Consider the following 23,496-nt stretch of genomic DNA (forward strand, 5'->3'; position numbering starts at 1 on the left):
AATGACCCCCTCAGCTGTTGCCCTTTCGATGCCAACCGTCCCGCGTAGGCGCCGCTCACCTGAGGAAGTAGCTGCCGCGGCCCCGGTCACCGGAACCAAGAAGGTGCTGCTCGCTGCTCCCCGCGGTTACTGTGCCGGCGTTGACCGCGCCGTTATCGCTGTCGAGAAGGCCCTGGAACATTACGGTCCTCCCGTGTACGTGCGGAAGCAGATCGTGCACAACGTCCACGTCGTCAGTTCCCTGGAGGAAAAGGGTGCCATTTTCGTGGAGGAAACAGATGAAGTGCCGGAAGGGGCCCTCGTCATCTTCTCCGCCCATGGCGTATCCCCGGCCGTGGTCCAGTCCGCGGAGGACCGGGGCCTGCGGACCATCGATGCCACCTGTCCCCTGGTGACCAAGGTGCACAAGGAGGCTGTCCGCTTTGCCAAAGACGATTTCGACATCCTCCTGATTGGCCACGATGGCCACGAGGAAGTCGAGGGCACCGCCGGTGAAGCGCCGGAACACATCCAGATCATCAACGGCCCGCACGAAGTGGACAAGGTCACGGTCCGGGACCCGGAAAAGGTCATCTGGCTCTCGCAGACCACCCTCAGCGTTGACGAAACCATGGAGACGGTCAGGCTGCTCAAGGAGCGGTTCCCCACGCTCCAGGACCCGCCCAGCGACGATATCTGCTACGCCACCACTAACCGGCAGGTAGCGATCAAGAAGATTTCACCGCAGGCAGACCTGGTGATCGTGGTGGGCTCGGCCAACTCCTCGAACTCCGTCCGTCTCGTGGAGGTTGCTCTCGAATACGGGGCCAAGGCCTCCTACCGGGTGGACTTCGCGAACGAGGTTGACGAGGCCTGGTTCGAGGGCGTGGCCACCGTCGGCGTGACGTCCGGGGCGTCCGTGCCGGAAGTTTTGGTGCAGGACGTGCTTCGCCTGCTGGCTGATTACGGCTACGGCACCGTCGAGGAAGTCGTGACAGCCGAGGAGGACCTTCTGTTCTCGCTGCCCAAGGAACTCCGCGCCACCCTGAAGCAGGCCGGCGATGTCAGTCGGGCCCTGGGCGGGCGCCGGGCACGCAACTGACCCTTCGCACGCAACTTACTCTTCGCGTCCGCGGATGATTCTACGAGAGTCGGCCTGGCAGTTCGCCAGGCCCACTCTTGGTTCTACCCCGCCCCCTGTTCAGGCGGCTTGGTCGTCGCTTTGCAGTTCCGGCGCGGCCAGTGCCCGCGGGGTGACCTCGACTACCGGCGGCGCGGAAAGCCCGGACTCCTCAAGGGAGTTCAGTTTCCGGGCAGTGGGTAGGACGCGGGCTTCCAGGGTTCCCACCATGGCGTTGTAGCGGTCCACCGATGACTTCAGTGACGCTCCCAGCTTGCTGACATTGTCGCCCAGGGTGCCCATCCGGTCGTACAACTGCCGTGCAAGCTCGAACAGCTCGCGGGCGCTGTCCGTCAGCACATCCTGCCGCCAGGTAAAGGCCACCGATTTCAGCACGGCCAGCAGCGTGCTGGGGGAGGCCAGCACCACGTTCTTTGAGAGGGCATGATCCAGGAGCCCCGCGTCGGCTGTGAGCGCGGCAGCCAAAATGGATTCGGCGGGGATGAAACAAATCACCAGCTCCGGGGAGTTGCCCGGGATGTCCCAGTATTTCTTGTTGCCCAGCGAATCCACGTGGGCACGCAGTGCCTTGGCGTGGGCCGTCAGCAAGGCCTGCTGGTTGCGGCGTTCCTGTCCCGCACCCAGTTCCTGCGCCTCCAGGTAGGAGGAGAGGGGTACTTTGGCGTCCACCACCAGTTGTTTTTCGCCGGGCAGTTGGACCACCAGGTCGGGCCGCACGCTTGAGTCGCCCCCGGCGCTGTGCACCTGCTCGATGAAATCGACGTGCCGAAGCATTCCGGATGCTTCCACGACCCGCCGCAGTTGGACTTCCCCCCACTGGCCGCGTGCGCTGTTGGAACGAAGGGCAGACTCCAAGGCGTGGGTGGAACGGATCAGCTGTTCATCCGAGAGCCGGGCTTCCTGGAGTTGCTGTGCCAGCTGGCCATACTGTTCCATCCGGTCGCGCTCCAGCAGCGCCACCTGCTGCTGTACCGCCGTGAGTTTCTCCGCCACTGGCGCCAGTGCGCGCAGCACGCTGCCGTCCTGCGTCCGTGCCTCGCCCAGTTCCCGGTTCTGTGCAGCCAAAAGCCGCCGCTCGGCGTCGGCCGCGGCAAACTGGGCGCTGACCTCCGAAAGCCGCGACGATACGGCGTCGAAATCCTCTTCCAGTCCCCGGGCGTTTTTCCGCAGCACGAAGAACACCGCTCCGGCGCCCGCAAAGGCACCCAGCAGCAGCATGAACAAAGCAAGAACCAACGCGAAAGCATCCATGCCCTCACTGTCGCACGGGGCTGTGACATTTCCCCGAAGCGACATTTCCGCCAGGAAGCCCCGCAGCCCTGAAGCCCGCGCTGCGGGTAGAATCAATGCTCGTGGCTCTTACTATTGGCATCGTCGGACTGCCCAACGTCGGCAAATCAACCCTCTTCAACGCACTTACCCGCAACCAGGTCCTGGCCGCGAACTATCCGTTCGCCACCATCGAACCGAACGTCGGCGTCGTGAACCTGCCCGACCCCCGGCTCCAGAAACTCGCGGAGATCTTCGGTTCCCAGCGGGTACTGCCCGCAGCCGTCTCGTTCGTGGACATTGCCGGCATCGTCAAGGGAGCATCCGAAGGGGAGGGGTTGGGCAACCAGTTCCTCGCCAACATCCGCGAGGCGGAAGCCATCGCAGAAGTGGTGCGCGTGTTTGACGATCCGGACGTCATCCACGTCGACGGCAAGGTGGATCCCCGCTCCGACATGGAGACCATCAACACCGAACTGATCCTCGCCGATCTGCAGACCATCGAGAAGGCCATTCCCCGGATCGAAAAAGAGGTCAAGATCAAGAAGCGCGAGGCCGCCGAACTCGCCGCGATCAAGGCAGCGCAGGCAGTGCTGGAGCGCGGGGACACCATCTACTCCTCCATTAAAAGCGACAAGCTGGAGATGGAACACCTCAAGGAACTCAGCCTCCTGACCGCCAAGCCCTTTATTTATGTGTTCAACGTCGACGAAGGAATCCTGGGGAGCCCCGAAAAGCAGGAAGAACTGCGCGCGATGGTGGCGCCGGCCGACTGCATCTTCCTGGACGCCAAGCTCGAAGCCGACCTCGTTGAACTCGATGAGGAAGAAGCCCGCGAGATGCTGGAGATGAACGGCCAGGACGAATCCGGGCTTGACCAGCTGGCCCGCGTCGGCTTCCATACCCTGGGACTGCAGACCTACCTGACGGCCGGTCCCAAGGAAACACGCGCGTGGACCATTCGCCGGGGAGACACCGCACCGCAGGCGGCCGGCGTCATCCACACGGACTTCCAGCGCGGCTTCATCAAGGCCGAGGTGGTGGCGTTTGACGACCTGATCGCGGCTGGATCCATGGCGGAGGCCAAGTCCCGCGGTAAGGTCAGGATCGAGGGCAAGGAATACGTCATGGCCGACGGCGACGTCGTGGAGTTCCGCTTCAACGTCTGATCAGGCCGCTTACCCGCCGGACGCCTTATGCTGAATAGCAGGGCGTGATCCTGCGATGCCAGGAGCCCCTCCCGCAGAAGGAAAACAAGGAGGCGGCATGCCGGTCAGGCGTCTGATGCAGTACATCACCGCGGCCGTGGCCGCTGCCATGGTCCTCTCAGGCTGCTCGGGCAGCGGCGGCGCCGCCCCGGTGGTGATGGGGGAGGCCAAGCGGGGCGGCAGCGTAACGGTTGCGGAGGTCAACGCCTTTTCGTCCTTCAACCCGTACAGCGCCGGCGGCAATACCGACATCAATTCGAAGATCGGCTACATCACGCATTCGGGCTTTTACTACCTGGATGACGGCGCGAGGGTGGTCCGGAACGAAAAGTTCGGCCGGTACGAGAAGGTATCGGACCAGCCGCTTAAGGTGAGGTACGCGGTCAACGAGGGCGTCAAGTGGTCCGACGGCGAAGCTATCGATGCCGGGGACCTCCTCCTGAGCTGGGCGGCCGGTTCAGGGTACTTCGACGACGCCGACCCCACGGCCGGAACGGGAACAAAGTACTTTTCGGTTGCCTCTGACACCCGCGGCCTCGCGGGCACCGTCTTGCCTGAGATCGGCGGAGACGGCCGCTCCATCACCTTGGAATACGCCACACCCTACGCTGACTGGGAAGTCGCTTTCGATGTCGGACTCCCTGCCCACGTCATTGCGGCGAAAAGCGGCCTGAATGACGAAGAGGACCTGGTTGACCTGATCCGGGACTCGCCGCGCGGCAATGTGGAAGAGCCGGCGCTTAATGCGCCGCTCAAGCGGGTCAGCGATTTCTGGAATTCCGGGTTCGATTCCACCGGGCTCCCCGTTGATCCTGCGATGTACCTTTCCAGCGGCCCGTACATCGTGAGGGACATAGTTCCGGAAGTCTCCATGAAGCTCGTCCGGAACCGCGACTACGTCTGGGGACAGGAACCCTGGCTTGATGAAATCAACGTGCGTTTCACCGGCTCCGTGCCTGCGGCAGTCGATGGGCTCCGAAATGGGCAAGTTGACATCATTGCGCCGCAGCCTGCCGCGGGCACAGAAGAACTCTTCGCCGGGCTGGCTGACCAGGGCACCACCATTGAACGTTACAGCCAGTCCGGCTACGACCATCTGGACCTCCAGTTCTCCGGGCCTTTCGCCGACAAGGACGTGCGCGAGGCGTTCCTCAAAGCCGTTCCCCGCCAGGCCATCGTCGACGCCGTAGTGGGGGATCTCCTGCCCGATGCGAAACCCCTCGATTCGCACGTTTTCCTCCCCGCCCAGCCCAAGTACAACGACACCATCAAAAACAATGGCTCCTCGGATTACGCAGAGGTGGACATCGCTGCGGCCAAGGCCCTGCTGGACCGTGCAACCCCCACTGTCCGGATCTTGTATAACCGTGACAACCCCAACCGCGCCACGGCATTTTCCTTGATTCGGGATTCCGCCGCGCTGGCTGGTTTCCAGGTGGTCGACGCGGGGCTGGGGAGCGCTGACTGGGCCGGCGCCCTCGGTGGCGAAGGATACGACGCCGCCCTGCTGGGTTGGATCGGCACGGCGGCTGGAGTCAGCCGCATTCCCCAGATTTTCCGTACCGCGGCAGGCAGCAACTTCAATGGCTTCTCCGACGGTGACGCGGACAAAGCGATGGAACAGTTGGCGGGCACAATGGACCTGGCCAAGCAGGATGAGCTCCTCTCGGACATTGACAAACAGATCTGGGAGAGCGCCTATGGGCTCCCGCTCTACCAGACCATTGGGACCACCGCCTTCAGCGCCCGCGTGACGGGCGTTAAAACCAGTTCAGGGCCCTTGGGCGTGTGGTGGAACGTCTGGGAGTGGCGCCTGGCATAACCCGCGTCAGGCCTGCGCTTATGGGAGAGGCAGCTTTTCAGTTGTCGAAACTCGCCGTCGCGGCTACCGGCGAGTAGCATGTGACTTGCACAACTTCTGTTGACCGACTAAGCGTTCAGGTCAAGCCGGTCACGGTTTGGCAACGGAGTACCAGTATCTGGACTTCATGCGGTTAGGCTACTCAAATATGTAGGTTGCGTCACAGCACAACGGTTGCGTCGCGCCTGTGGGGAAGCACAAGATTCCCCTCGTTATCTCCCACAACTCATAGGAGGCGGAATGCGTTTTACGCGCACTTCCAAAGCATTGGGCATCATGGCAATCGCCGCACTTGCTCTCACCGGCTGCGGCGCTGGAGGCGGCAGCACTGACGGAGCCAGCGGCGCCGCCGGCGATCCCAGCAAGATCATCACTGCCTACAGCAACGAACCACAGAACCCGCTGCTGCCGGCAAACACCAACGAAGTCTACGGCGGCCGCGTGGTCGAGCTCCTGTTCGAAGGCCTCACCAGCTACAGCCCCAGCGGGGAGTCGGTCAACGCGCTGGCGGAGTCCATTGAGTCGCCGGACGGACAGAACTACACCATCAAGGTCAAGAGCGGCACCAAGTTTACCAACGGCGAGGAAGTCACCGCCAAGAGCTTCGTTGACGCTTGGAACTTCGCCGCACTGAGCAACAACGCGCAGGCCAACAGCAGCTTCTTCGAATCCATCGAGGGCTACGACGCCGTAAGCGCCACCAAGAAGGAAGGCGAGACCGAGGTCCCCGCCCCCACCGCGCAGACCCTGTCCGGCCTGGTGCTTAAGGACGACACCACCATTGAAGTCAAGCTGGCCCAGCCGGAAGCCGACTGGCCGCTGCGCCTTGGCTACACCGCCTTCATGCCGCTTCCGTCGGAGGCTATCGCCGACCCCAAGGCCTACGGCGAGAACCCGGTAGGCAACGGCCCCTACAAGATGGCCAAGGAAGGCGCCTGGCAGCACGACAGCCAGATCGAGCTCGTCAAGAACGAGGACTACTCCGGTCCCCGCGAAGCCAAGAATGGCGGGGTGACCTTCAAGTTCTACACCGACCCGGCTCCCGCCTACACGGACATCCAGGCCAACAACCTGGACGTGACGGACGTACTTCCCACCAACGCCCTCAAGACGTACACCACGGACTTCCCGGAGAACCACCTGAACAAGCCGTACGCCGGCAACTCCACCCTGAACATCCCCGGCTACCTGCCGGAGTTCCAGGGCGAGGCCGGCAAGCTGCGCCGCCAGGCCATTTCCATGGCCATCAACCGCGATGAGATCACCAAGGTCATCTTCAGCGGCACCCGCATCCCTGCCAAGGACTTCACCTCCCCGGCAGTGGACGGCTACAACGAGAACGTTGAGGGCTCTGAGGTCCTGAAGTTCGACGCAGCCAAGGCCAAGGAAACCTGGGAGAAGGCCAACGAGATCAGCCCGTGGCCCGCGGACAAGACCCTGCAGCTCGGCTACAACACCGATGGTGGCAACAAGGAATGGATCGACGCCGTCGCCAACAACCTGAAGAACAACCTCGGAATCCAGGTTGAAGGCCAGCCCTTCGCCAAGTTTGCTGAACTGCTGGACCTGCGCAAGTCCAAGACCCTCCCCGGCTTTGCCCGGGCAGGCTGGCAGGCCGACTACCCGTCGCTCTACAACTTCCTTGGCCCGCTCCTGAGGACCGGTGCCAGCGCCAACTACGAGGGCTACTCAAACCCTGAGTTCGACAAGCTCCTCGACGAGGGCCTGGGTTCGAAATCCACGGACGATGCCAACGCAAAGTTTACTGAGGCGCAGGAAATCCTGTTCCAGGACCTGCCCAACCTCCCGCTGTGGTACTCCGCACGCCAGGTTGTGTGGAGCCAGAACGTCACCAACGTGGACAGCGGCTGGAACGGTGTCATCCAGTACTACAACATCACCGCAAAGTAGTTCTCCGACCGTTCAACCAAGCGGCTAGTGTGGGGGTCCGGTGCCAGCCGGGCCCCCATCGCCTTGATACCGGCAGGAAGCTGTCCCAAATGAAATTCCCCCTTTCCTCACCAGCTCCGGAGGGTGCGCTGTGATCCGGTTCATTCTTCGGCGCCTGCTCCAAGTCATACCCGTTTTCCTGGGCACCACGCTGCTGGTGTACTTCATGGTGTTTGCCCTTCCAGGAGACCCCATCAGGGCGCTCTTCGGAGACCGCCCGCCCAGCGAAGCCGTCATCGCTGCCCTTCGCCGGCAGTACAACCTGGACCAGCCGTTCTGGGTCCAGTACGGACTGTTCCTCAAAAACCTCTTCACCTTCAACCTGGGCGTCGACTTCACCGGCCAGCCCATCGCCGCCACCCTCGGCAGGGTCTTCCCCGTCACCGTGATGCTGGCACTCGAAGCCCTGGTCATCCAGGCAGTCTTCGGCATCGGCTTTGGCCTCATCGCGGGCCTGCGCAAGGGCAGGATTTTCGACTCGACGGTGCTGCTGGCCTCGCTCGTGGTCATCGCAATCCCCATCTTTGTGCTCGGCTTTGTCCTGCAGCTTGTCTTTGGGGTGTACCTCGGTTGGGCCAAGCCCACGGTGGGCACGGATGTCAGCTGGGGCACTCTGCTGCTGCCGGCCTTCGCGCTGGCCCTGGTGTCCTTCGCCTATGTGCTGCGCCTTACCCGTGCCTCCGTCATCGAGAACTCCACTGCGGACTATGTCCGGACCGCCACCGCCAAGGGCCTGTCCCGGCCCCGCGTGGTCATGGCCCACATCCTCCGCAACTCCATGATTCCAGTGGTGACCTACCTCGGCGCCAGCCTGGGCGGGTTGATGGGCGGTGCCATCGTGACCGAGGGCATCTTCAATGTCCCCGGTGTTGGGCAAAAGCTCTACCAGGCGATTCTTCGCAGCGAGGGCCCCACCGTCGTCGCCATCGTCAGCGTCCTGGTGCTGGTCTTTGTTGTCGCCAACCTGCTGGTGGATTTGCTGTACGCCTGGCTTGATCCGAGGATTCGCTATGAAAAGTAACCAAGACACCACCCACTTCGTTGCCCCCATCGAGGAGACCCCTCTGCTGGCAACGGATGCCGTCAAGATGGACCAGGCGCCCCTGAGCTTGTGGGCGGACGCCTGGAAGAAGCTCCGCCGTCGTCCGCTGTTCATCGTCTCCGCAGTGATGATCCTGGTCATCCTGGTCGTGGCGTTCTTCCCGGGACTGTTCACGCAGACCGCGCCCAACGACAACTGCCAGCTGGCGAATTCGGACGGCGCCCCGTCGCCCGGACACCCGTTTGGTTTCACGTTCCAGGGCTGCGACGTGTACGCGCGCGTCATTTATGGCACGCAGGCCTCCGTCATGGTTGGCGTCTTCGCCGTCATCGGCGTACTCCTCGTCGGTGTGACCCTCGGTGCGCTTGCCGGTTTTTACGGCGGATGGATCGACGCCGTCATTGCCCGCCTCGGCGATATCTTCTTCGCGCTGCCGCTGGTGCTCGGTGCCCTGGTGGTCACCCAGTTGCCGTTTTTCAGGGAAAACAGGAGCGTGTGGACGGTGATCATGATCATTGTCCTGCTTGCGTGGCCGCAGATGGCCAGGCTGACCCGCGGTGCGGTGATCGAGGTCCGCAATGCCGACTTCATCACGGCCGCCCGTTCACTCGGCGTATCACGGATCCAGACTCTGCTGCGCCACGTTCTGCCGAACGCCCTCGCGCCCATCATCGTGCTGGCCACCATGGAACTGGGCGTGTTCATTGTGCTGGAGGCAACGCTGTCCTTCCTGGGCATCGGCCTGCCGGGCAGCATCATGTCCTGGGGCAACGACATTTCTGCAGCGCAGTCATCCATCCGCACCAACCCCGCAGTGCTGCTCTACCCGGCTGCCGCCCTGTCCATCACCGTCCTGAGCTTCATCATGCTGGGCGACGCCCTGCGCGACGCCCTGGATCCGAAGAGCCGCCAGCGATGAAGGAGGCACAGATGACAACGTCCGACGTCAGAATCAACGAAGCCGGAACAGAGGCCAACCGGCCCCTCCTGGAAATCCGGGATTTGGCCATCACGTTCAACACCAGCAACGGTGAGATGAACGCTGTACGGAACGCCCACTTGACCATCATGCCCGGCGAAACCGTGGCGATCGTGGGCGAGTCCGGGTCCGGCAAGTCCACCACTGCCCTGGCCGCCATCGGCCTGCTGCCCTCCAACGGCCGCGTCTCCGGCGGGCAGATCCTGCTCGAAGGCGAGGACATTTCGCATGCGCCGGAGAAGCGCATGATCGAGCTGCGGGGAAACACCATCGGCATGGTGCCGCAGGACCCGATGTCCAACCTCAACCCCGTGTGGAAGATCGGCTACCAGGTCAAAGAGACGCTGAGGGCCAATGGCCGGCCGGGTGGCCCCGACGACATCGCGAAGGTACTGTCCGAAGCGGGACTTCCTGATGCGCACCGCAGGGCTAAGCAGTACCCGCACGAGTTCTCCGGCGGCATGCGCCAGCGGGCCCTCATTGCGATCGGTCTGTCCTGCCAGCCGAGACTCCTGATCGCGGACGAGCCAACGTCAGCACTTGACGTCACCGTGCAGCGGCAGATCCTGGACCACCTAGAAGGCATGACCTCCGAGCTGGGCACGGCAGTCCTCCTGATCACGCACGACCTTGGCCTGGCAGCCGAGCGCGCCGACAAGGTAGTGGTCATGTACCGCGGCCAGGTGGTGGAGTCCGGGCCCTCCCTGGAGCTGCTGCAGAACCCCCAGCACCCGTACACCAAGAGGCTCGTGGAGTCCGCCCCGTCATTGGCAAGCCGGCGGATCCAGGTAGCCAAGGAACAGGGCGTTGAAGCAACGGACCTCCTGGCTCCTGCGTCCGAGGAGGCGGCGGCGGACAATGTCCTGCAGATCCAGGACCTCCGCAAGGTGTACAAGCTCCGCCAGGGCTTTGGGAAGTCATCTGATTTTGCCGCAGTTGATGGCGTGAGTTTCGACGTCAAGCGTGGGACCACGACGGCGATCGTGGGGGAGTCGGGCTCCGGCAAGTCCACGGTGGCGAAGATGGTGCTCCAGCTTGAGAAGCCGACGGAGGGCAGGATCCTTTTCGACGGCGTCGATACTTCAGTCCTGAAGCCGGCTGAGCTCTTCAAGTTCCGCCGCCGGGTGCAGCCGATCTTCCAGGACCCGTACGGTTCCCTGGACCCGATGTACAACATCTTCCGGACCATCGAGGAGCCCCTGCGGACGCACAAGGTGGGGAACAAAGCAAGCCGGGAAAAGAAGGTACGCGAGCTGCTGGACCAGGTGGCTCTGCCGCAATCGACCATGCAGCGGTACCCGAATGAGCTGTCCGGCGGGCAGCGGCAGCGAGTAGCAATTGCCCGTGCCCTCGCGTTGGATCCCGAAGTCATTATCTGTGACGAAGCAGTTTCCGCCCTGGATGTTCTGGTCCAGGCGCAGGTGCTCAACCTGCTCGCAGACCTGCAGTCCAACCTTGGGCTGACCTATCTCTTCATCACGCACGACCTCGCGGTGGTGCGTCAGATCGCGGACCACGTCTGCGTGATGGAGAAGGGCCGCCTGGTCGAGACAGGGACTACGGACGAGGTCTTTGAATCACCGCAGCAGGACTACACCAAGGCGCTGCTGAACGCCATTCCTGGTGCAAAGCTTATGCTGCCGCCGCAAGTGGCTTAGGAAAAACGATGATGGGCTGAAGCCGCTGCTCCTTGGGAGCAGCGGCTTCAGCCCATCGTTTTGACGTCCCCGGTGCGGGCCGCCGAGGTGCCGGTGGCTGCCTTGAGGTCCCGGATCTGGAGCTCCCGCAGCCGGCGCTCCAAAAGAACGCCCAGTGTCTTGCGTCCCTCGCTGTCCATGTGGACGGTATCGGCCAGCCGGTGGGTCAACTTGTACCTGGTCAGCCAATCCCCGACGCTGGCAAAGGGAATGCCCTGCTTCCCGGCAATGGCAGCCAACAGGCTGTCCACCTGGCTGCGGCGGCCTCCGCCGTTGTTTGCTCCCCGGCCAAGAGTACCAACCATCACGATTTGCGTGCTGGGATAGCGGTCTTTCAACGCTTTGAGCAGACGGTTTGCATTGGCGGTGATGTGGGCGTCTGTTGCTCCCCGGGATGCGTCATTTCCGCCTCCCTGGACCACCACCAGTCCCGGTGTCCCGACGGGCAGCAGCCAGTCCCCGCGTTCCAGGGCATCGATATAGTTGCCCATCCTGCCGTTGGCGGCGGTGAATCCGGTGCCGCCGTAACCGCAAAAATGGACGTTGTAGCCGAGGGCGCCGAGTGCAAGCCTGGGCCATCCGTCATCCGGTTCGGACTGCGAGTCGCCGATCAGGACGGCGGTTTTGCTGACATTTGCAACCACCACCTCGTCCCGGCCAAAAACAGGGTTCCGGTAGATGTCGCCAGGGAGCAGGGTGGGACGTTCAAGGACGTTAGCCAGATCAAACCCGGATGGGGCGGCCGCCGCTCGGGCCGCAGCCGACGGGGTCACGAGTACGCTGGGCGGCCGGCCTCCAGGGGCGGGAGCGGAGCCCGCAGATTGGGCAGGCGAAGCTGGCAGCACATGCTGCCGGGGCTGGCCGGGGGCAGCAAGGAGAACGCCGGCGGTGATTCCCAGCACCAGGATGCGCACCAGTGTCCTGGACAGGGCGGATCTGCCGTCTCCGGGATTCTGTCTGCTCATCAAGAGCAATCATGGGGCATCGGCAAGGGTTAATCCAGTAACTGTAGGGCAAGCTGGGAAACCGCGTGCCTGACTCGGGGCGCTGCCGGGCGCTGGCTTGGTTTTTCCCCCTTTTAGGTCATTAAATGCCACTGCCGGTAGACTGGGGTGAGGAGCCCTGTGCAAGGGACTAATCTGTCGTGCGTTCCAGTTGGAAATGTCGCGATACAACAGCTGACTTTCACCACTGAATCGAGCCATTACGCATGTCTGAAACCACCACCAACACCGCGGTAGCCACTGCATCGCGCAGTGACCTGCGCAACGTCGCGATTGTGGCCCACGTTGACCACGGCAAAACCACCCTGGTTGATGCCATGCTCAAGCAGACCAATTCCTTTGCCGAGCACAACCACCTCGAAGACCGTGTGATGGACTCCGGTGACCTTGAGCGTGAAAAGGGCATCACCATCCTGGCCAAGAACACCACCGTGGCCTACAACGGTCCTTCCTCCAACGGCGAGACCATCACCATTAACGTGATTGACACCCCCGGCCACGCCGACTTCGGCGGCGAGGTGGAGCGCGGCCTGTCCATGGTTGACGGCGTTGTGCTGCTCGTGGACTCGTCCGAGGGCCCTCTCCCGCAGACCCGATTCGTGCTCCGCAAGGCACTGGCGGCGCACCTCCCGGTTATTCTCCTGGTCAACAAGACCGACCGCCCCGACGCCCGCATCGACGAAGTCGTCCACGAGTCCATGGACCTGCTCCTGGGCCTGGCTTCCGACCTCGCCGACGAGGTGCCGGACCTGGACCTGGACAAGGTCCTCGAAGTGCCCGTGGTATACGCCGCGGCCAAGGTTGGCCGTGCCTCCCTGGAGCAGCCCGCCAACGGCTCCGCCCCGGACAACGAGGACCTTGAGCCGCTGTTCAAGGCCATCATCGAGCACATCCCGGCACCTACCTACAACCCGGAGGGGGTGCTGCAGGCGCACGTCACCAACCTGGACGCCTCCCCGTTCCTGGGCCGCCTCGCTCTGCTCCGCATCTACAACGGCACTCTCCGCAAGGGCCAGCAGGTTGCCTGGGCCCGCCAAAACGGTGAGCTCAAGACCGTGAAGATCACCGAACTCCTGGCCACCAAGGCACTGGAGCGCGTTCCGGCCGAGTCCGCAGGCCCCGGTGAGATTGTCGCCGTCGCCGGCATCGAGGACATCACCATCGGTGAAACCCTCACCGACGTCGAGAACCCCCAGCCGCTGCCGCTCATCACCGTTGACGACCCCGCGATCTCCATGACCATCGGTATCAACACCTCCCCGCTGGCCGGCAAGGTCAAGGGTGCCAAGGTCACCGCCCGCCAGGTGAAGGACCGCCTGGACAAGGAACTGATCGGTAACGTCTCCATCAAGGTGCTTCCTACCGAGCGTCCCGACGCCTGGGAAGTCCAGGGCCGCGGCGAGCTCGCCCTGGCCATCCTCGTTGAGCAGATGCGCCGCGAAGGTTTCGAACTGACCGTTGGCAAGCCGCAGGTTGTCACCAAGACCATCGACGGCAAGATCCACGAGCCGATGGAGCACATGACCATCGACGTACCCGAAGAGTACCTCGGTGCCGTCACCCAGCTGATGGCCGCACGCAAGGGCCGCATGACCAACATGGCCAACCACGGCACCGGCTGGTGCCGGATGGAGTTCATCGTTCCGGCCCGTGGCCTGATCGGTTTCCGCACCAAGTTCCTCACGGACACCCGCGGCGCCGGCATCGCTGCTTCCATTTCCGAGGGCTACGAGCCGTGGGCTGGTCCCATCGAGTACCGTACCAACGGCTCCATGGTTGCGGACCGCGCCGGCGTGGTGACCCCGTTCGCCATGATCAACCTGCAGGAACGCGGTTCCTTCTTCGTCAAGCCCACCTCCGAGGTGTACGAGGGCATGATCGTTGGCGAGAACTCCCGCGCAGACGACATGGACGTCAACATCACCAAGGAGAAGAAGCTCACCAACATGCGTGCCGCTTCCTCGGACACCTTCGAAAACCTGACGCCGCCGCGCGATCTCACCCTCGAAGAGTCCCTGGAATTCGCCCGCGAGGACGAGTGTGTTGAGGTGACCCCGGAGGCCATCCGCATCCGCAAGGTCATCCTGGACACCAATGAGCGTGCCAAGGCCAACCGCGCCCGCGCCAAGGCCTAGAGTTTTTGTCCAGATAAGCTGGCTTTAGGGCACGTGAGCCCTGCATGGCTGGACAAAAAATTTGATTGAAGAGCCGGAACGGCTGGCGGAACTTCCCGCCGTCGTTCCGGCTTTTTCTCTCCGGAGCTGAGCCGAGCCGCGCAGCGGGAGGGGCCCTAAGCGCGCGGGCGGCGGCGTTTGGGGGCAGGGGGCACAGCTTTGGCGGCCACCACGTCCGCAAGCTGGATAACGACGTCGGCCTGCCGGGTGCGGATGGTGCAGGCACTGGCGTCGCAGGAGACCATGTGGCCCAGGGCGTCAGTCAGGCCGTCGGGGATCCGGTACCGCACCACCACCCGCGTTCCGGCCGCCGCCGCCAACAGGAATCCGGCAGGGGAGGGGGCAGGCTGACTCACCAGTTCATACTAGGCGCCCCGGCTAGGTTCGCGGGAACGGGCTGGGAGATAATAGGCTCAGATGTCAAGAGTCCGGCCGCAGCTGCCGGATGCAAGAACCGGCGGCCAGCCGGACCCAACGTGGAGAGGCCAGGGACGTGACGTACGTAATCGCGCAGCCGTGTGTAGATGTCAAGGACAAGGCATGTATTGAGGAATGCCCGGTCGACTGCATCTACGAGGGTGAGCGTTCGCTGTACATCCATCCGGACGAGTGCGTGGACTGCGGTGCCTGTGAGCCAGTGTGCCCTGTTGAAGCCATTTACTACGAGGACGACACTCCTGAAGAGTGGGCGGACTACTACAAGGCAAACGTGGAGTTCTTCGATGATCTCGGCTCACCCGGAGGAGCTGCCAAGATTGGCAACACCGGCAAGGACCACCCGATGATCGCCGCGCTGCCGCCGCAGAACCAAGACCACTGACGCGGGCAGACAACGTGACCGCAGCAGCGAAAACGTTTGGCCTGGATCTGCCGGATTATCCTTGGGAGGCTATGGCCCCCTACTTGGCGAAGGCCTCGGACCACCCCGGCGGAGCCGTCAACCTGTCCATTGGCACCCCGGTTGACCCCACCCCTGACCTGATCCAGGACGCGCTGAAGGCTGCAGCCGATGCCCCCGGATACCCTACCGTCCATGGCACTCCAGCACTCCGTGAAGCCATCGCGTGCTGGTTTGAACGGCGTCGCGGAGTTGGCGGACTCGATCCACGCAACATCATGCCTACCGTTGGCTCCAAGGAACTGGTGGCGTGGCTGCCGCTCCTGCTGGGGCTGAAGCCGGGAGACGTCGTCGTACGTCCCAAAGTGGCTTACCCCACATACGACATCGGGGCCACGCTCGCCGGCGCCACCTCGGTGGCCACGGACAACCTGGACGAACTCGACGACGAGACCCGCTCGCGTGTACGCCTCATCTGGGTCAATTCCCCCGGAAACCCCGCCGGCAGCGTCCGCGACGCCGGCTCGCTGAGGGTGCTGGTGGAACAGGCCCGCGGCCTCGGCGCCGTGGTTGCCTCGGATGAGTGCTACGCGGAACTTGGCTGGGGAACGTGGGACGTCCAGCGCGGGGGCCAGGCTGTTCCCTCCATCCTGGACCCAAGAGTGGCAGGCGGATCCCATCAGGGACTCCTCGCCGTCTACTCGCTGAGCAAGCAGTCCAACCTGGCGGGCTACCGGGCCGCGTTCGTGGCCGGTGACCCGGATCTGATGCCCAACCTGGTCAACAGCCGCAAGCACGCCGGCATGATCGTCCCCTACCCGGTGCAGGAAGCCATGCGTGTTGCACTCGGCGACGACACCCACGTAGAAGCACAGAAGGACCTGTACCGGGGCCGCCGGGAACGGCTGGTTCCCGCCCTGCAGGCGTTCGGCCTGGAAATCAAGGATTCCGATGCCGGGCTGTATCTGTGGTCCACGGCGGGGGAGAGCACGTGGGATACCGTTGCCCGGCTCGCGGAGCGCGGCATCGTCGTCGGTCCCGGGGTGTTCTATGGCGAAGCCGGCAACGGCTACGTGCGGGTTGCCCTCACAGGCTCCGACGAGCGCATCGGCGCCGCCGTGTCCCGACTGGCTACCGTCCCGTAACAATGGTGTGACTCGCGCCACAATGGCGCTGTTTTAGGGCCCACGCGGACGTCTTGGATTAGTGGCACCCGCCAAGGAGCGGTACTTTTTAAGTGACTATCAATGGTGGCTTTCTACAAGAAGGCAGCCCGGGTGTTGGAACCTGTGTTCTCAGGGTCAGTGCGCGGCTCACCTGATGTTGGATCAAGCTTTCGACAGAGGCCCAGAAGCCTCATGAAGGGGACTCCATGACTGAGACCAACAACGCGGCTACCCTGCTTCACGCAGGAGGCGAGCTCAAGCTCCCGCGCATCCAGGTTATTGAAGGGAACGAAGGCTACGACGTTTCCAAGCTGCTGAAGCAGACGGGTGCAGTCACCTTTGACCCCGGCTTCATGAACACCGCAGCCACCACCTCAGCCATCACCTACATCGATGGCGATGCGGGCATCCTGCGCTACCGCGGATACCCCATCGAGCAGCTGGCACAGCACTCCAGCTTCCTTGAGGTCTCCTACCTGCTGATCTACGGCAACTTGCCCACGCCTGCTGAACTTGACGAGTTCGACCAGAAGATCCGGCGACACACCCTGCTGCACGAGGAGCTGAAGGGCTTCTTCGGCGGCTTCCCCCGCGACGCGCACCCCATGCCCGTCCTCTCCTCGGCCGTTTCGGCGCTGTCCACCTTCTACCAGGACTCGCTGGACCCGTTCAACGCGGAGCAGGTGGAAGTTTCCACCATCCGCCTGATGGCAAAGCTTCCCGTCATCGCCGCGTACGCGCACAAGAAGTCCATCGGCCAGCCCATGCTGTACCCGGACAACTCCCACAACCTCGTGGAGAACTTCCTGCGCCTCAGCTTCGGCCTGCCGGCCGAGCAGTACGAGGTTGACCCGGTCGTCGCCAAGGCACTTGACCTGCTCCTCATCCTGCACGCGGACCACGAGCAGAACTGCTCCACCTCCACAGTGCGTCTGGTGGGCTCGTCCAACGCAAACCTGTTCGCCTCCGTCTCTGCCGGCATCAACGCCCTCTTCGGCCCTGCCCACGGCGGCGCCAACGAAGCCGTGCTCAAGATGCTCCGCCAGATTCAGGCCGAGGGCCTCAAGCCCGAGGACTACATGGAGAAGGTCAAGAACAAGGAAGACGGCGTCCGGCTCATGGGCTTCGGGCACCGCGTCTACAAGAACTATGATCCGCGCGCCAAGATCGTCAAGGCGACAGCGCACGAGATCCTCAGCAAGCTCGGCGGCAATGACGAGCTGCTGGATATCGCCCTTCGCCTGGAAGAGAAGGCGCTCAGCGATGACTACTTCATCCAGCGCAAGCTGTACCCGAATGTGGACTTCTACACCGGCCTGATCTACAAGGCCATGGGCTTCCCGGAGAAGATGTTCACCGTCCTCTTCGCCATCGGGCGACTGCCGGGCTGGATTGCCCAGTGGCGCGAGATGATCAACGATCCCAACACCAAGATCGGCCGCCCCCGCCAGCTCTACATCGGCGAGCCGGAGCGCGACTACCCCGTCCGCTGACGCCGGGACCTGGTCCTAAAGCAATCATGACGACGACGGCCGCCTACCTTTCCAGGTGGGCGGCCGTTGCGTTGGCTGGGCGATTTAACTCGTAGTAATCAGGAGTTGTAGCCGTTGGGGTTGTTCTTCTGCCACCGCCAGTGGTCCTCGCACATCTCGTCGACGGTCTTGGTGGTGGCCCAGCTGAGGTCGGCCAGGGCGGACGTTGCGTCGGCCCAGAAAGCGGGGAGATCCCCGGCGCGCCGGCCGGTGATTTCGTAGGGGATGGGCTTGCCCACTGCCTTCTCGAACGAGCGCAGCACCTCCAGGACGGAAGAGCCCTTGCCCGAGCCGAGGTTCCAACGGAAGACGCCGGTCCGGTCCGCCACGTGGTTTAACGCGGCCACGTGCCCTTCTGCGAGGTCGACGACGTGGATGTAGTCGCGCAGGCAGGTGCCGTCGGGGGTGTCGTAGTCGCCGCCGAACACCATCAGCTTCTCGCGGCGGCCCACTGCCACCTGGGCGATGAAGGGCACGAGGTTGTTGGGGATGCCCTGCGGGTCCTCGCCGATCCGGCCGGACGGGTGTGCACCTACCGGGTTGAAGTAGCGCAACAGGGCTATATGCCACCGGCTGTCGGCTGAACCAAGATCAGCAAGGATGTCTTCAATCTGTTCCTTGGTGCGGCCATAGGGGTTGTTGGCCCCGATCTCCATCTTCTCCACATAGGGGATGGGGTTGTGTTCGCCATAAACGGTGGCAGAGGAGCTGAAGACGATGGAACGGATGTCATGCCGGTCCATGACGCGGATGAGGTTCAGGGTCCCCACCAGGTTGTTGTAGTAGTACTTGAGCGGTTCGCGGACGGATTCGCCAACAGCCTTAAGGCCGGCAAAGTGGATGACTGCATCAATCGCCGCGCCGGCAAAGACCTTCTCGACGGCGGCCTCGTCCACCAGGTCGCAATGGTGGAATTCGGCAGCCTTGCCGCTGAGTTCAGCAACCCGCCGCAGCGACTCCTCACTGGAGTTGACCAGGTTGTCGATGACCACCACGTCATGGCCGGCTTCCTGCAGGGAAAGAACAGTGTGGGAACCAATGTAGCCGGTGCCCCCGGTGACCAGAATTTTCATGCCTCAACGCTATCCCACCAACACCTGCCGCCGCCCCCGCGTTCCGGATGCCGGGCAGCGGCCGTGTGCAGCACGGCATGCCGGACCACTCGGAAGAACACATCCGTGCTAAATAAAAGGGTGCCCAAAATTGTAGATGCCACGACCCGGCGGCAGGACGTCGTTGAAGCGGTCCTCAGAATCATCGCGGTTGACGGGCTTGAACGGGCCTCCCTCCGGGAAGTAGCGGACGAAGCGGGACTGGCCGTCGGCTCTGTACGGCACTACTTTTCCGGCAGCGAAGAGCTGCTCTCGTATTCATTTGGCGCCGTGGTGGACCGCATCGTCGGCCGCCTGGCAGCGTCGCTGCCGGACGTGCAGGCCGAGGCAGCCGGAACTCCCGGGCAGCGTTCCGCGGTGTTAACCCTGCTGTGCGGGCTGCTGCCCCTGGACGAACCGCGGGCGGTTGAGGCCTGCGCGTGGCTGGCGTTCAGGAATGCCGCAAGGGTACGGCAATTCCTTGCTGTTGAGGCAGGCCGCAGCCACCGGGAGGTGGCCGCGGTCATGGGACAGGTGGTCAGCGCTCTCTCGGCTGAAGACGCGACCCGGGAAAGCCTGGTGGTGGAAGCGGAACGGCTCCTGGCCACCGTGGACGGCTTGTGCATGCACGCAATGCTGCAGCCGCAGTGGATGACACGCGGCATGTGCCTCGACGTCCTGGAGCGGCACCTCAACAGCATCCGCTGAGTGCCGTTAACGTGGGCAACGCCGGGGCATAGACTGATAGGCGGGGCGCCTGCCCGATCACCGGGCACCGGCACAGCACGCCACGGAAGGACGTCGGATGCATCAGACAAGCGGTACCAGGTGGCAAATCACCACGGACACGTCCGGACCCATGATGATCGCCCTTTTCGTCCGGGATACTGCAGGGCTCGACGGCGCCGGGCACCCGGCACTGTCGCACGCAGCACCGAAGGTCCGCCGCGTTGACCATACACACCTGACCGCGGACGTTGGTGGCCTGAGCGCCCTGAAGACCGAGTGGGAGGCGTGGTGGGACCAGCTCCTCAAGGCCCATCCCCAGACTTCCCCCGAACTGTCCCCGCCCGACTTCGGGGCTTTCGGCAATTCGCCGGCACTGCAAAGGGTGCTGCAGGCGCACTTCGGTGCTGCCCTCACCTGGGCGCGGGAGCGCCGGAGCGAATATGCCGAGCTGGAAGCGGAGCGTGCCGCCAGCGGTGCTGACCAGCTGCTCGAGGACATGGTGGATGACAGGCTGATGGAAGTGGGGCGCGATTCCCGTGACTTCAAGCTGACCATCATTGAGCTGCCGCTGAACGAGCTCCGGGCATGGTATCTGGAGCCTGACAAAATCATCATGAGCAACCAGCTGATGGGTGAACCCGAGCTCTTCCGCAGTTACGTGCAGCCTGTGGTGGAGATCCTGGTCTAGCAGCCGCCCCGCACTCCGGTCAGCGGGAGACCTTCAGCTGCCGGAGTTTCCCGTAGCGACCGTAATCCGGACCTGGCCGTCCGGGGCTGCGGATTCCTGCCAGCCGTCACGGGATGTACGGGTCCAGCTTCGGCCTGCCACCTCGACCTGCGTGACGTCGAAGCCCTTGGCATTGGCAACCGCCCACTGGGCCACGGACCAGGCCTCGCTGCCGGTGGCCTCGACCACTAGCGTTTCACCCTCCACCGCCATCTCCAGCGCCCCGTAGGCCTGCCCCAGTTCCGCGGACAGCGCGGCGGTGTCCCCGCCCGTGCCGGCGGCACGAAGGGTGCACTGAACGGCTTCGGGAGTCTGACCGGACAGGCCGGAGGCGAAGGTACGGCCCATTTCCTCGTGCTGGGCGTAGGCGGTGGGGTAGGCGGAGCGCTGGACCCGCTGCGCGGCGTCCGTTATCTCCAGGGATTCATAGCCCGGTATTTTCACGAGAGCGTCGTAGAAGGCGTTGGCGGCGTAGTAGGGATCCATGATCTGTGCCTCGGTTCCCCAGCCCTGCGAGGGACGCTGCTGGAACAGTCCGCGCGAGTCCGGGCCGGCCTGGTCCCCGTGGTCTATGTTCCGCAGCTTCGACTCCTGCATGGCAGTGGCGATCGCGATGCTTGCGGCACGTGGCGGAAGGCCGCGCTGAACCGCAACAGCGGTGATCAATGATGCGTACACGGCCTGGTCCGGTGCCAGTTCCGCGGTCTGCTGGTCGATGACTGCCCTGCAGCGTTCCGAAACCAGGGTTTCGGAACGCTGCAGGAAAAACACGGCGGAGTAGATCCCGCCGGCCACCAGTGCAAGCGTGAGCACCAGGACTGCAAGGCGGCGCAGGGCGCGTCTTCGTGCCACAGGTGGGTCAGTTGGCGTGCAGCGCGTCGTTCAGTTCCACTGTCTGGCCCTGGCGGGGGAGGACCTCCACCGCGCCGGTGGTGGAGTTGCGGCGGAAGAGCAGGTTGGGAACGCCGGAGAGCTCGGCTGCCTTGACGATCTTGGTGGTGTCCTCGCCCACCTCGTCCTTCGGGCCCGGTACACGTACCCGGGTTCCGGCGGTGACGTACAGGCCGGCCTCCACCACGGAGTCATCGCCGATGCTGATGCCGACGCCGGAGTTCGCCCCCAACAGGACCCGTTCGCCGATGGTGATCTTTTCCTTGCCGCCGCCGGACAGGGTGCCCATGATGGATGCGCCGCCGCCGACGTCGCTGCCGTTGCCCGTCACCACGCCTGCCGAAATACGGCCTTCAACCATGGAGGTGCCCAGCGTTCCAGCGTTGAAGTTGACGAAGCCCTCGTGCATCACCGTGGTGCCCTCGGCCAGGTGCGCACCCAGGCGCACGCGGTCGGCGTCGGCGATCCTGACACCGGAAGGCACTACGTAGTCCACCATGCGGGGGAACTTGTCGATGCCGTAGACGGTGACGGCGCCGCGGCGGCGCAGCCGTGCGCGGGTCAGTTCGAAGCCTTCCACCGCCGCCGGGCCGAAGTTGGTCCAGACAACGTTGGGCAGCTTAGCGAAAATTCCGTCCAGGTTGATGGTGTTGGGCTGGACCAGCCGGTGTGAGAGCAGGTGCAGGCGCAGGTATGCATCGGCGGTGTCAGCCGGGGCTTCATCGAGGTTAATCTGGACAAAAACCACTTTCTGCTCCGTGCCGCGGTCCTCGTCAGCTCCGTTGTCGGCGATCCTGGTGAGGGACTCGTCAGCATTTTCCACGGAACGCAGGTCGCCGGCGGCAGCACCGAGGGCCGGAGCGGGGAACCAGACATCCAGGACGGTGGCGTCAGCGGTGGTGATGGTGGCTACGCCGAAGCCGTAGGCGGAACGTTCGCCACTGGTTGCGTTCGAGGTTTCGGGCATGGCGGAAGAAGCAGTTTCAGTCATTCCCCCAGTCTATCGACGGGCAGCGACAGCCTCCGAACTAGACTGGCTTCGTGACTGCCGAAACCAGCCCGGGATCTTCCCTCCTTGCCCTTGACCTCCGCCAGGATGTTGCGCTCCTTACCGCGGCCATCATGGACATCAACAGTGTGTCCGGCAACGAGACAGAACTCGCCAACGCCGTCGAGGTGGCCCTGCGAAACACTCCGGAGCTGCACATTGTGCGGGACGGCGATTCGATCATCGCCCGCACGGAGCTGGGCCTCCCCGAACGCGTCATCCTGGCCGGGCACTTGGACACAGTACCCCTGCCATTGACTGAAGGTGCCCGGGGGACAGTGCCCTCCACCTGGGAATCCGGTGTGCCGGGGGAGGGAATCCTGTATGGCCGCGGGGCCACGGACATGAAAGGCGGCGTGGCGGTGCAGCTGGCGCTTGCCGCCACCCTGTTCGACGACGGCGCCTCGCCGAAGCGTGACGTCACCTTCGTCTTCTATGACCATGAGGAAGTGGAAGCGGTGAAGAGTGGCCTGGGGCGCCTGGTCCGCGACCACGGTCATCTGCTCCATGGCGATTTCGCTATCCTGCTGGAGCCCACCGACGGTACCGTGGAGGGCGGGTGCAACGGTACCAGCCGGTTCGAGGTCACCACGGTGGGGGAGGCGGCACACTCCGCCCGTGCATGGATGGGCAGCAATGCCATCCACGCGGCGGCTCCCGTCCTGGCCAGGCTGGCGGCCTATGAGCCTCGCGCAGTCACCGTAGACGGGCTGCAATACCGCGAGAGCCTGAATGCTGTGAAGATCAATGGCGGCACTGCCGGCAACGTGATTCCGGACAGGTGCGTAGTGGAGATCAACTACCGCTTCGCCCCGGACAAAACCCCCGACCAGGCGGAAGCGGTGGTGCGGGAGCTCCTCGATGGCTTCGACGTCGTGCGTACGGATGCTGCCGCGGGGGCACGGCCAGGTCTGCAGCACCCTGCGGCAGCTTCCTTCGTTGCCGCCGTGGGAGCGGAGCCGAAGCCCAAATACGGCTGGACCGACGTCGCACGTTTCAGTGAGCTGGGAATCCCGGCGGTGAACTTCGGGCCGGGCGATGCCCTGCTGGCCCACAAGGACAACGAGCATGTGCATGCCGACGCGATCCGCAACTGCCTGCGGGCCCTCAAGGAATGGCTCGCTGCCTGAACTTAAGGCAGCCCGAATGTTAAAGAGGATGGCCTGGACC

At 63.7% G+C, this 23,496-nt stretch carries 20 protein-coding genes; 14 read left to right on the forward strand and 6 right to left on the reverse strand.

Annotated elements, in window-relative coordinates; translation table 11 throughout:
• Position 1: 1 nt before the first annotated feature.
• A complete protein-coding gene (locus tag FDW81_RS00330; protein WP_138131968.1) occupies positions 2–1,081 on the forward strand; it encodes a 4-hydroxy-3-methylbut-2-enyl diphosphate reductase in 1,080 nt (359 codons plus the stop codon).
• A gap of 99 nt (positions 1,082–1,180) precedes the next feature.
• Here the strand turns inward: FDW81_RS00330 and FDW81_RS00335 are convergent, their stop codons facing one another.
• The gene (locus FDW81_RS00335; RefSeq protein ID WP_138131970.1) at positions 1,181–2,371 is read right to left on the reverse strand and encodes a DNA recombination protein RmuC; all 1,191 of its coding nucleotides are present in this window, start codon (positions 2,369–2,371) and stop codon (positions 1,181–1,183) included.
• Positions 2,372–2,472: 101 nt separating this feature from the next.
• Here FDW81_RS00335 and ychF point away from each other — a divergent pair, with 101 nt between their 5' ends.
• From ychF to FDW81_RS00365, 6 genes are all read left to right on the forward strand, one after another.
• Positions 2,473–3,558 (forward strand): redox-regulated ATPase YchF, encoded by a 1,086-nt coding sequence (gene ychF / locus FDW81_RS00340; RefSeq protein ID WP_138131972.1) that lies wholly within the window; start codon positions 2,473–2,475, stop codon positions 3,556–3,558.
• Positions 3,559–3,655: 97 nt separating this feature from the next.
• Complete coding sequence (locus tag FDW81_RS00345; protein ID WP_138131974.1) at positions 3,656–5,419, forward strand: ABC transporter family substrate-binding protein; 1,764 nt, start codon at positions 3,656–3,658, stop codon at positions 5,417–5,419.
• 279 nt (positions 5,420–5,698) lie between these two features.
• Entirely contained in the window at positions 5,699–7,369 is a 1,671-nt protein-coding gene (locus tag FDW81_RS00350; protein WP_138131976.1) for an ABC transporter substrate-binding protein, read from the forward strand.
• A gap of 130 nt (positions 7,370–7,499) precedes the next feature.
• The gene (locus FDW81_RS00355) at positions 7,500–8,429 is read left to right on the forward strand and encodes an ABC transporter permease (RefSeq protein ID WP_138131978.1); all 930 of its coding nucleotides are present in this window, start codon (positions 7,500–7,502) and stop codon (positions 8,427–8,429) included.
• Positions 8,419–9,369, forward strand: a complete 951-nt coding sequence (locus FDW81_RS00360; protein ID WP_138131980.1) for an ABC transporter permease — start codon at positions 8,419–8,421, stop codon at positions 9,367–9,369. The genes FDW81_RS00355 and FDW81_RS00360 overlap by 11 nt, the downstream gene beginning before the upstream one ends.
• 11 nt (positions 9,370–9,380) lie before the next feature.
• Positions 9,381–11,087, forward strand: a complete 1,707-nt coding sequence (locus tag FDW81_RS00365; protein WP_138131982.1) for an ABC transporter ATP-binding protein — start codon at positions 9,381–9,383, stop codon at positions 11,085–11,087.
• A 47-nt stretch (positions 11,088–11,134) separates the two neighbouring features.
• On the opposite strand, the gene FDW81_RS00370 is transcribed toward FDW81_RS00365, so the two are convergent.
• Positions 11,135–12,091 (reverse strand): SGNH/GDSL hydrolase family protein, encoded by a 957-nt coding sequence (locus FDW81_RS00370; protein WP_138131984.1) that lies wholly within the window; start codon positions 12,089–12,091, stop codon positions 11,135–11,137.
• Positions 12,092–12,336: 245 nt separating this feature from the next.
• Between FDW81_RS00370 and typA the strand changes: the two genes are divergently transcribed.
• Entirely contained in the window at positions 12,337–14,265 is a 1,929-nt protein-coding gene (gene typA, locus FDW81_RS00375; protein WP_138131986.1) for a translational GTPase TypA, read from the forward strand.
• A 155-nt stretch (positions 14,266–14,420) separates the two neighbouring features.
• On the opposite strand, the gene FDW81_RS00380 is transcribed toward typA, so the two are convergent.
• Positions 14,421–14,660, reverse strand: a complete 240-nt coding sequence (locus FDW81_RS00380) for a hypothetical protein (protein WP_138131988.1) — start codon at positions 14,658–14,660, stop codon at positions 14,421–14,423.
• 137 nt (positions 14,661–14,797) lie between these two features.
• Between FDW81_RS00380 and fdxA the strand changes: the two genes are divergently transcribed.
• The 3 genes from fdxA (at position 14,798) to FDW81_RS00395 (ending at position 17,801) form a co-directional block, all read left to right on the forward strand.
• The gene (fdxA, locus tag FDW81_RS00385) at positions 14,798–15,124 is read left to right on the forward strand and encodes a ferredoxin (protein WP_013601705.1); all 327 of its coding nucleotides are present in this window, start codon (positions 14,798–14,800) and stop codon (positions 15,122–15,124) included.
• Between the two features lie 14 nt (positions 15,125–15,138).
• Positions 15,139–16,287: a succinyldiaminopimelate transaminase gene (gene dapC, locus FDW81_RS00390; protein WP_138131990.1), complete on the forward strand. Its 1,149-nt coding sequence runs from the start codon at positions 15,139–15,141 to the stop codon at positions 16,285–16,287.
• Positions 16,288–16,514: 227 nt separating this feature from the next.
• Complete coding sequence (locus FDW81_RS00395; protein ID WP_138131992.1) at positions 16,515–17,801, forward strand: citrate synthase; 1,287 nt, start codon at positions 16,515–16,517, stop codon at positions 17,799–17,801.
• 98 nt (positions 17,802–17,899) lie between these two features.
• Here FDW81_RS00395 and galE read toward each other — a convergent pair whose 3' ends face one another.
• Positions 17,900–18,913, reverse strand: coding sequence for a UDP-glucose 4-epimerase GalE (gene galE / locus FDW81_RS00400; RefSeq protein WP_138131994.1), 1,014 nt, complete (start codon positions 18,911–18,913; stop codon positions 17,900–17,902).
• A 120-nt stretch (positions 18,914–19,033) separates the two neighbouring features.
• Here galE and FDW81_RS00405 point away from each other — a divergent pair, with 120 nt between their 5' ends.
• Positions 19,034–19,639 carry a TetR/AcrR family transcriptional regulator gene (locus tag FDW81_RS00405; RefSeq protein WP_138131996.1) on the forward strand — a complete coding sequence of 202 codons (606 nt, stop codon included), beginning with the start codon at positions 19,034–19,036 and terminating at the stop codon, positions 19,637–19,639.
• A 97-nt stretch (positions 19,640–19,736) separates the two neighbouring features.
• A complete protein-coding gene (locus FDW81_RS00410) occupies positions 19,737–20,348 on the forward strand; it encodes a hypothetical protein (RefSeq protein WP_138131998.1) in 612 nt (203 codons plus the stop codon).
• Between the two features lie 33 nt (positions 20,349–20,381).
• Here FDW81_RS00410 and FDW81_RS00415 read toward each other — a convergent pair whose 3' ends face one another.
• Positions 20,382–21,239, reverse strand: a complete 858-nt coding sequence (locus tag FDW81_RS00415) for a hypothetical protein (protein WP_138132000.1) — start codon at positions 21,237–21,239, stop codon at positions 20,382–20,384.
• 7 nt (positions 21,240–21,246) lie between these two features.
• On the reverse strand, positions 21,247–22,269 hold the full coding sequence (dapD, locus tag FDW81_RS00420; RefSeq protein WP_138132002.1) for a 2,3,4,5-tetrahydropyridine-2,6-dicarboxylate N-succinyltransferase: 1,023 nt from the start codon (positions 22,267–22,269) through the stop codon (positions 21,247–21,249).
• Between the two features lie 50 nt (positions 22,270–22,319).
• On the opposite strand from dapD, the gene dapE reads away from it, so the two are divergent.
• Entirely contained in the window at positions 22,320–23,456 is a 1,137-nt protein-coding gene (dapE, locus tag FDW81_RS00425) for a succinyl-diaminopimelate desuccinylase (protein WP_138132004.1), read from the forward strand.
• The last annotated feature ends 40 nt before the right edge of the window (positions 23,457–23,496 follow it).

The organism is Pseudarthrobacter sp. NamB4 (genome assembly GCF_005796185.1).
Classification (GTDB): Bacteria; Actinomycetota; Actinomycetes; order Actinomycetales; family Micrococcaceae; genus Arthrobacter.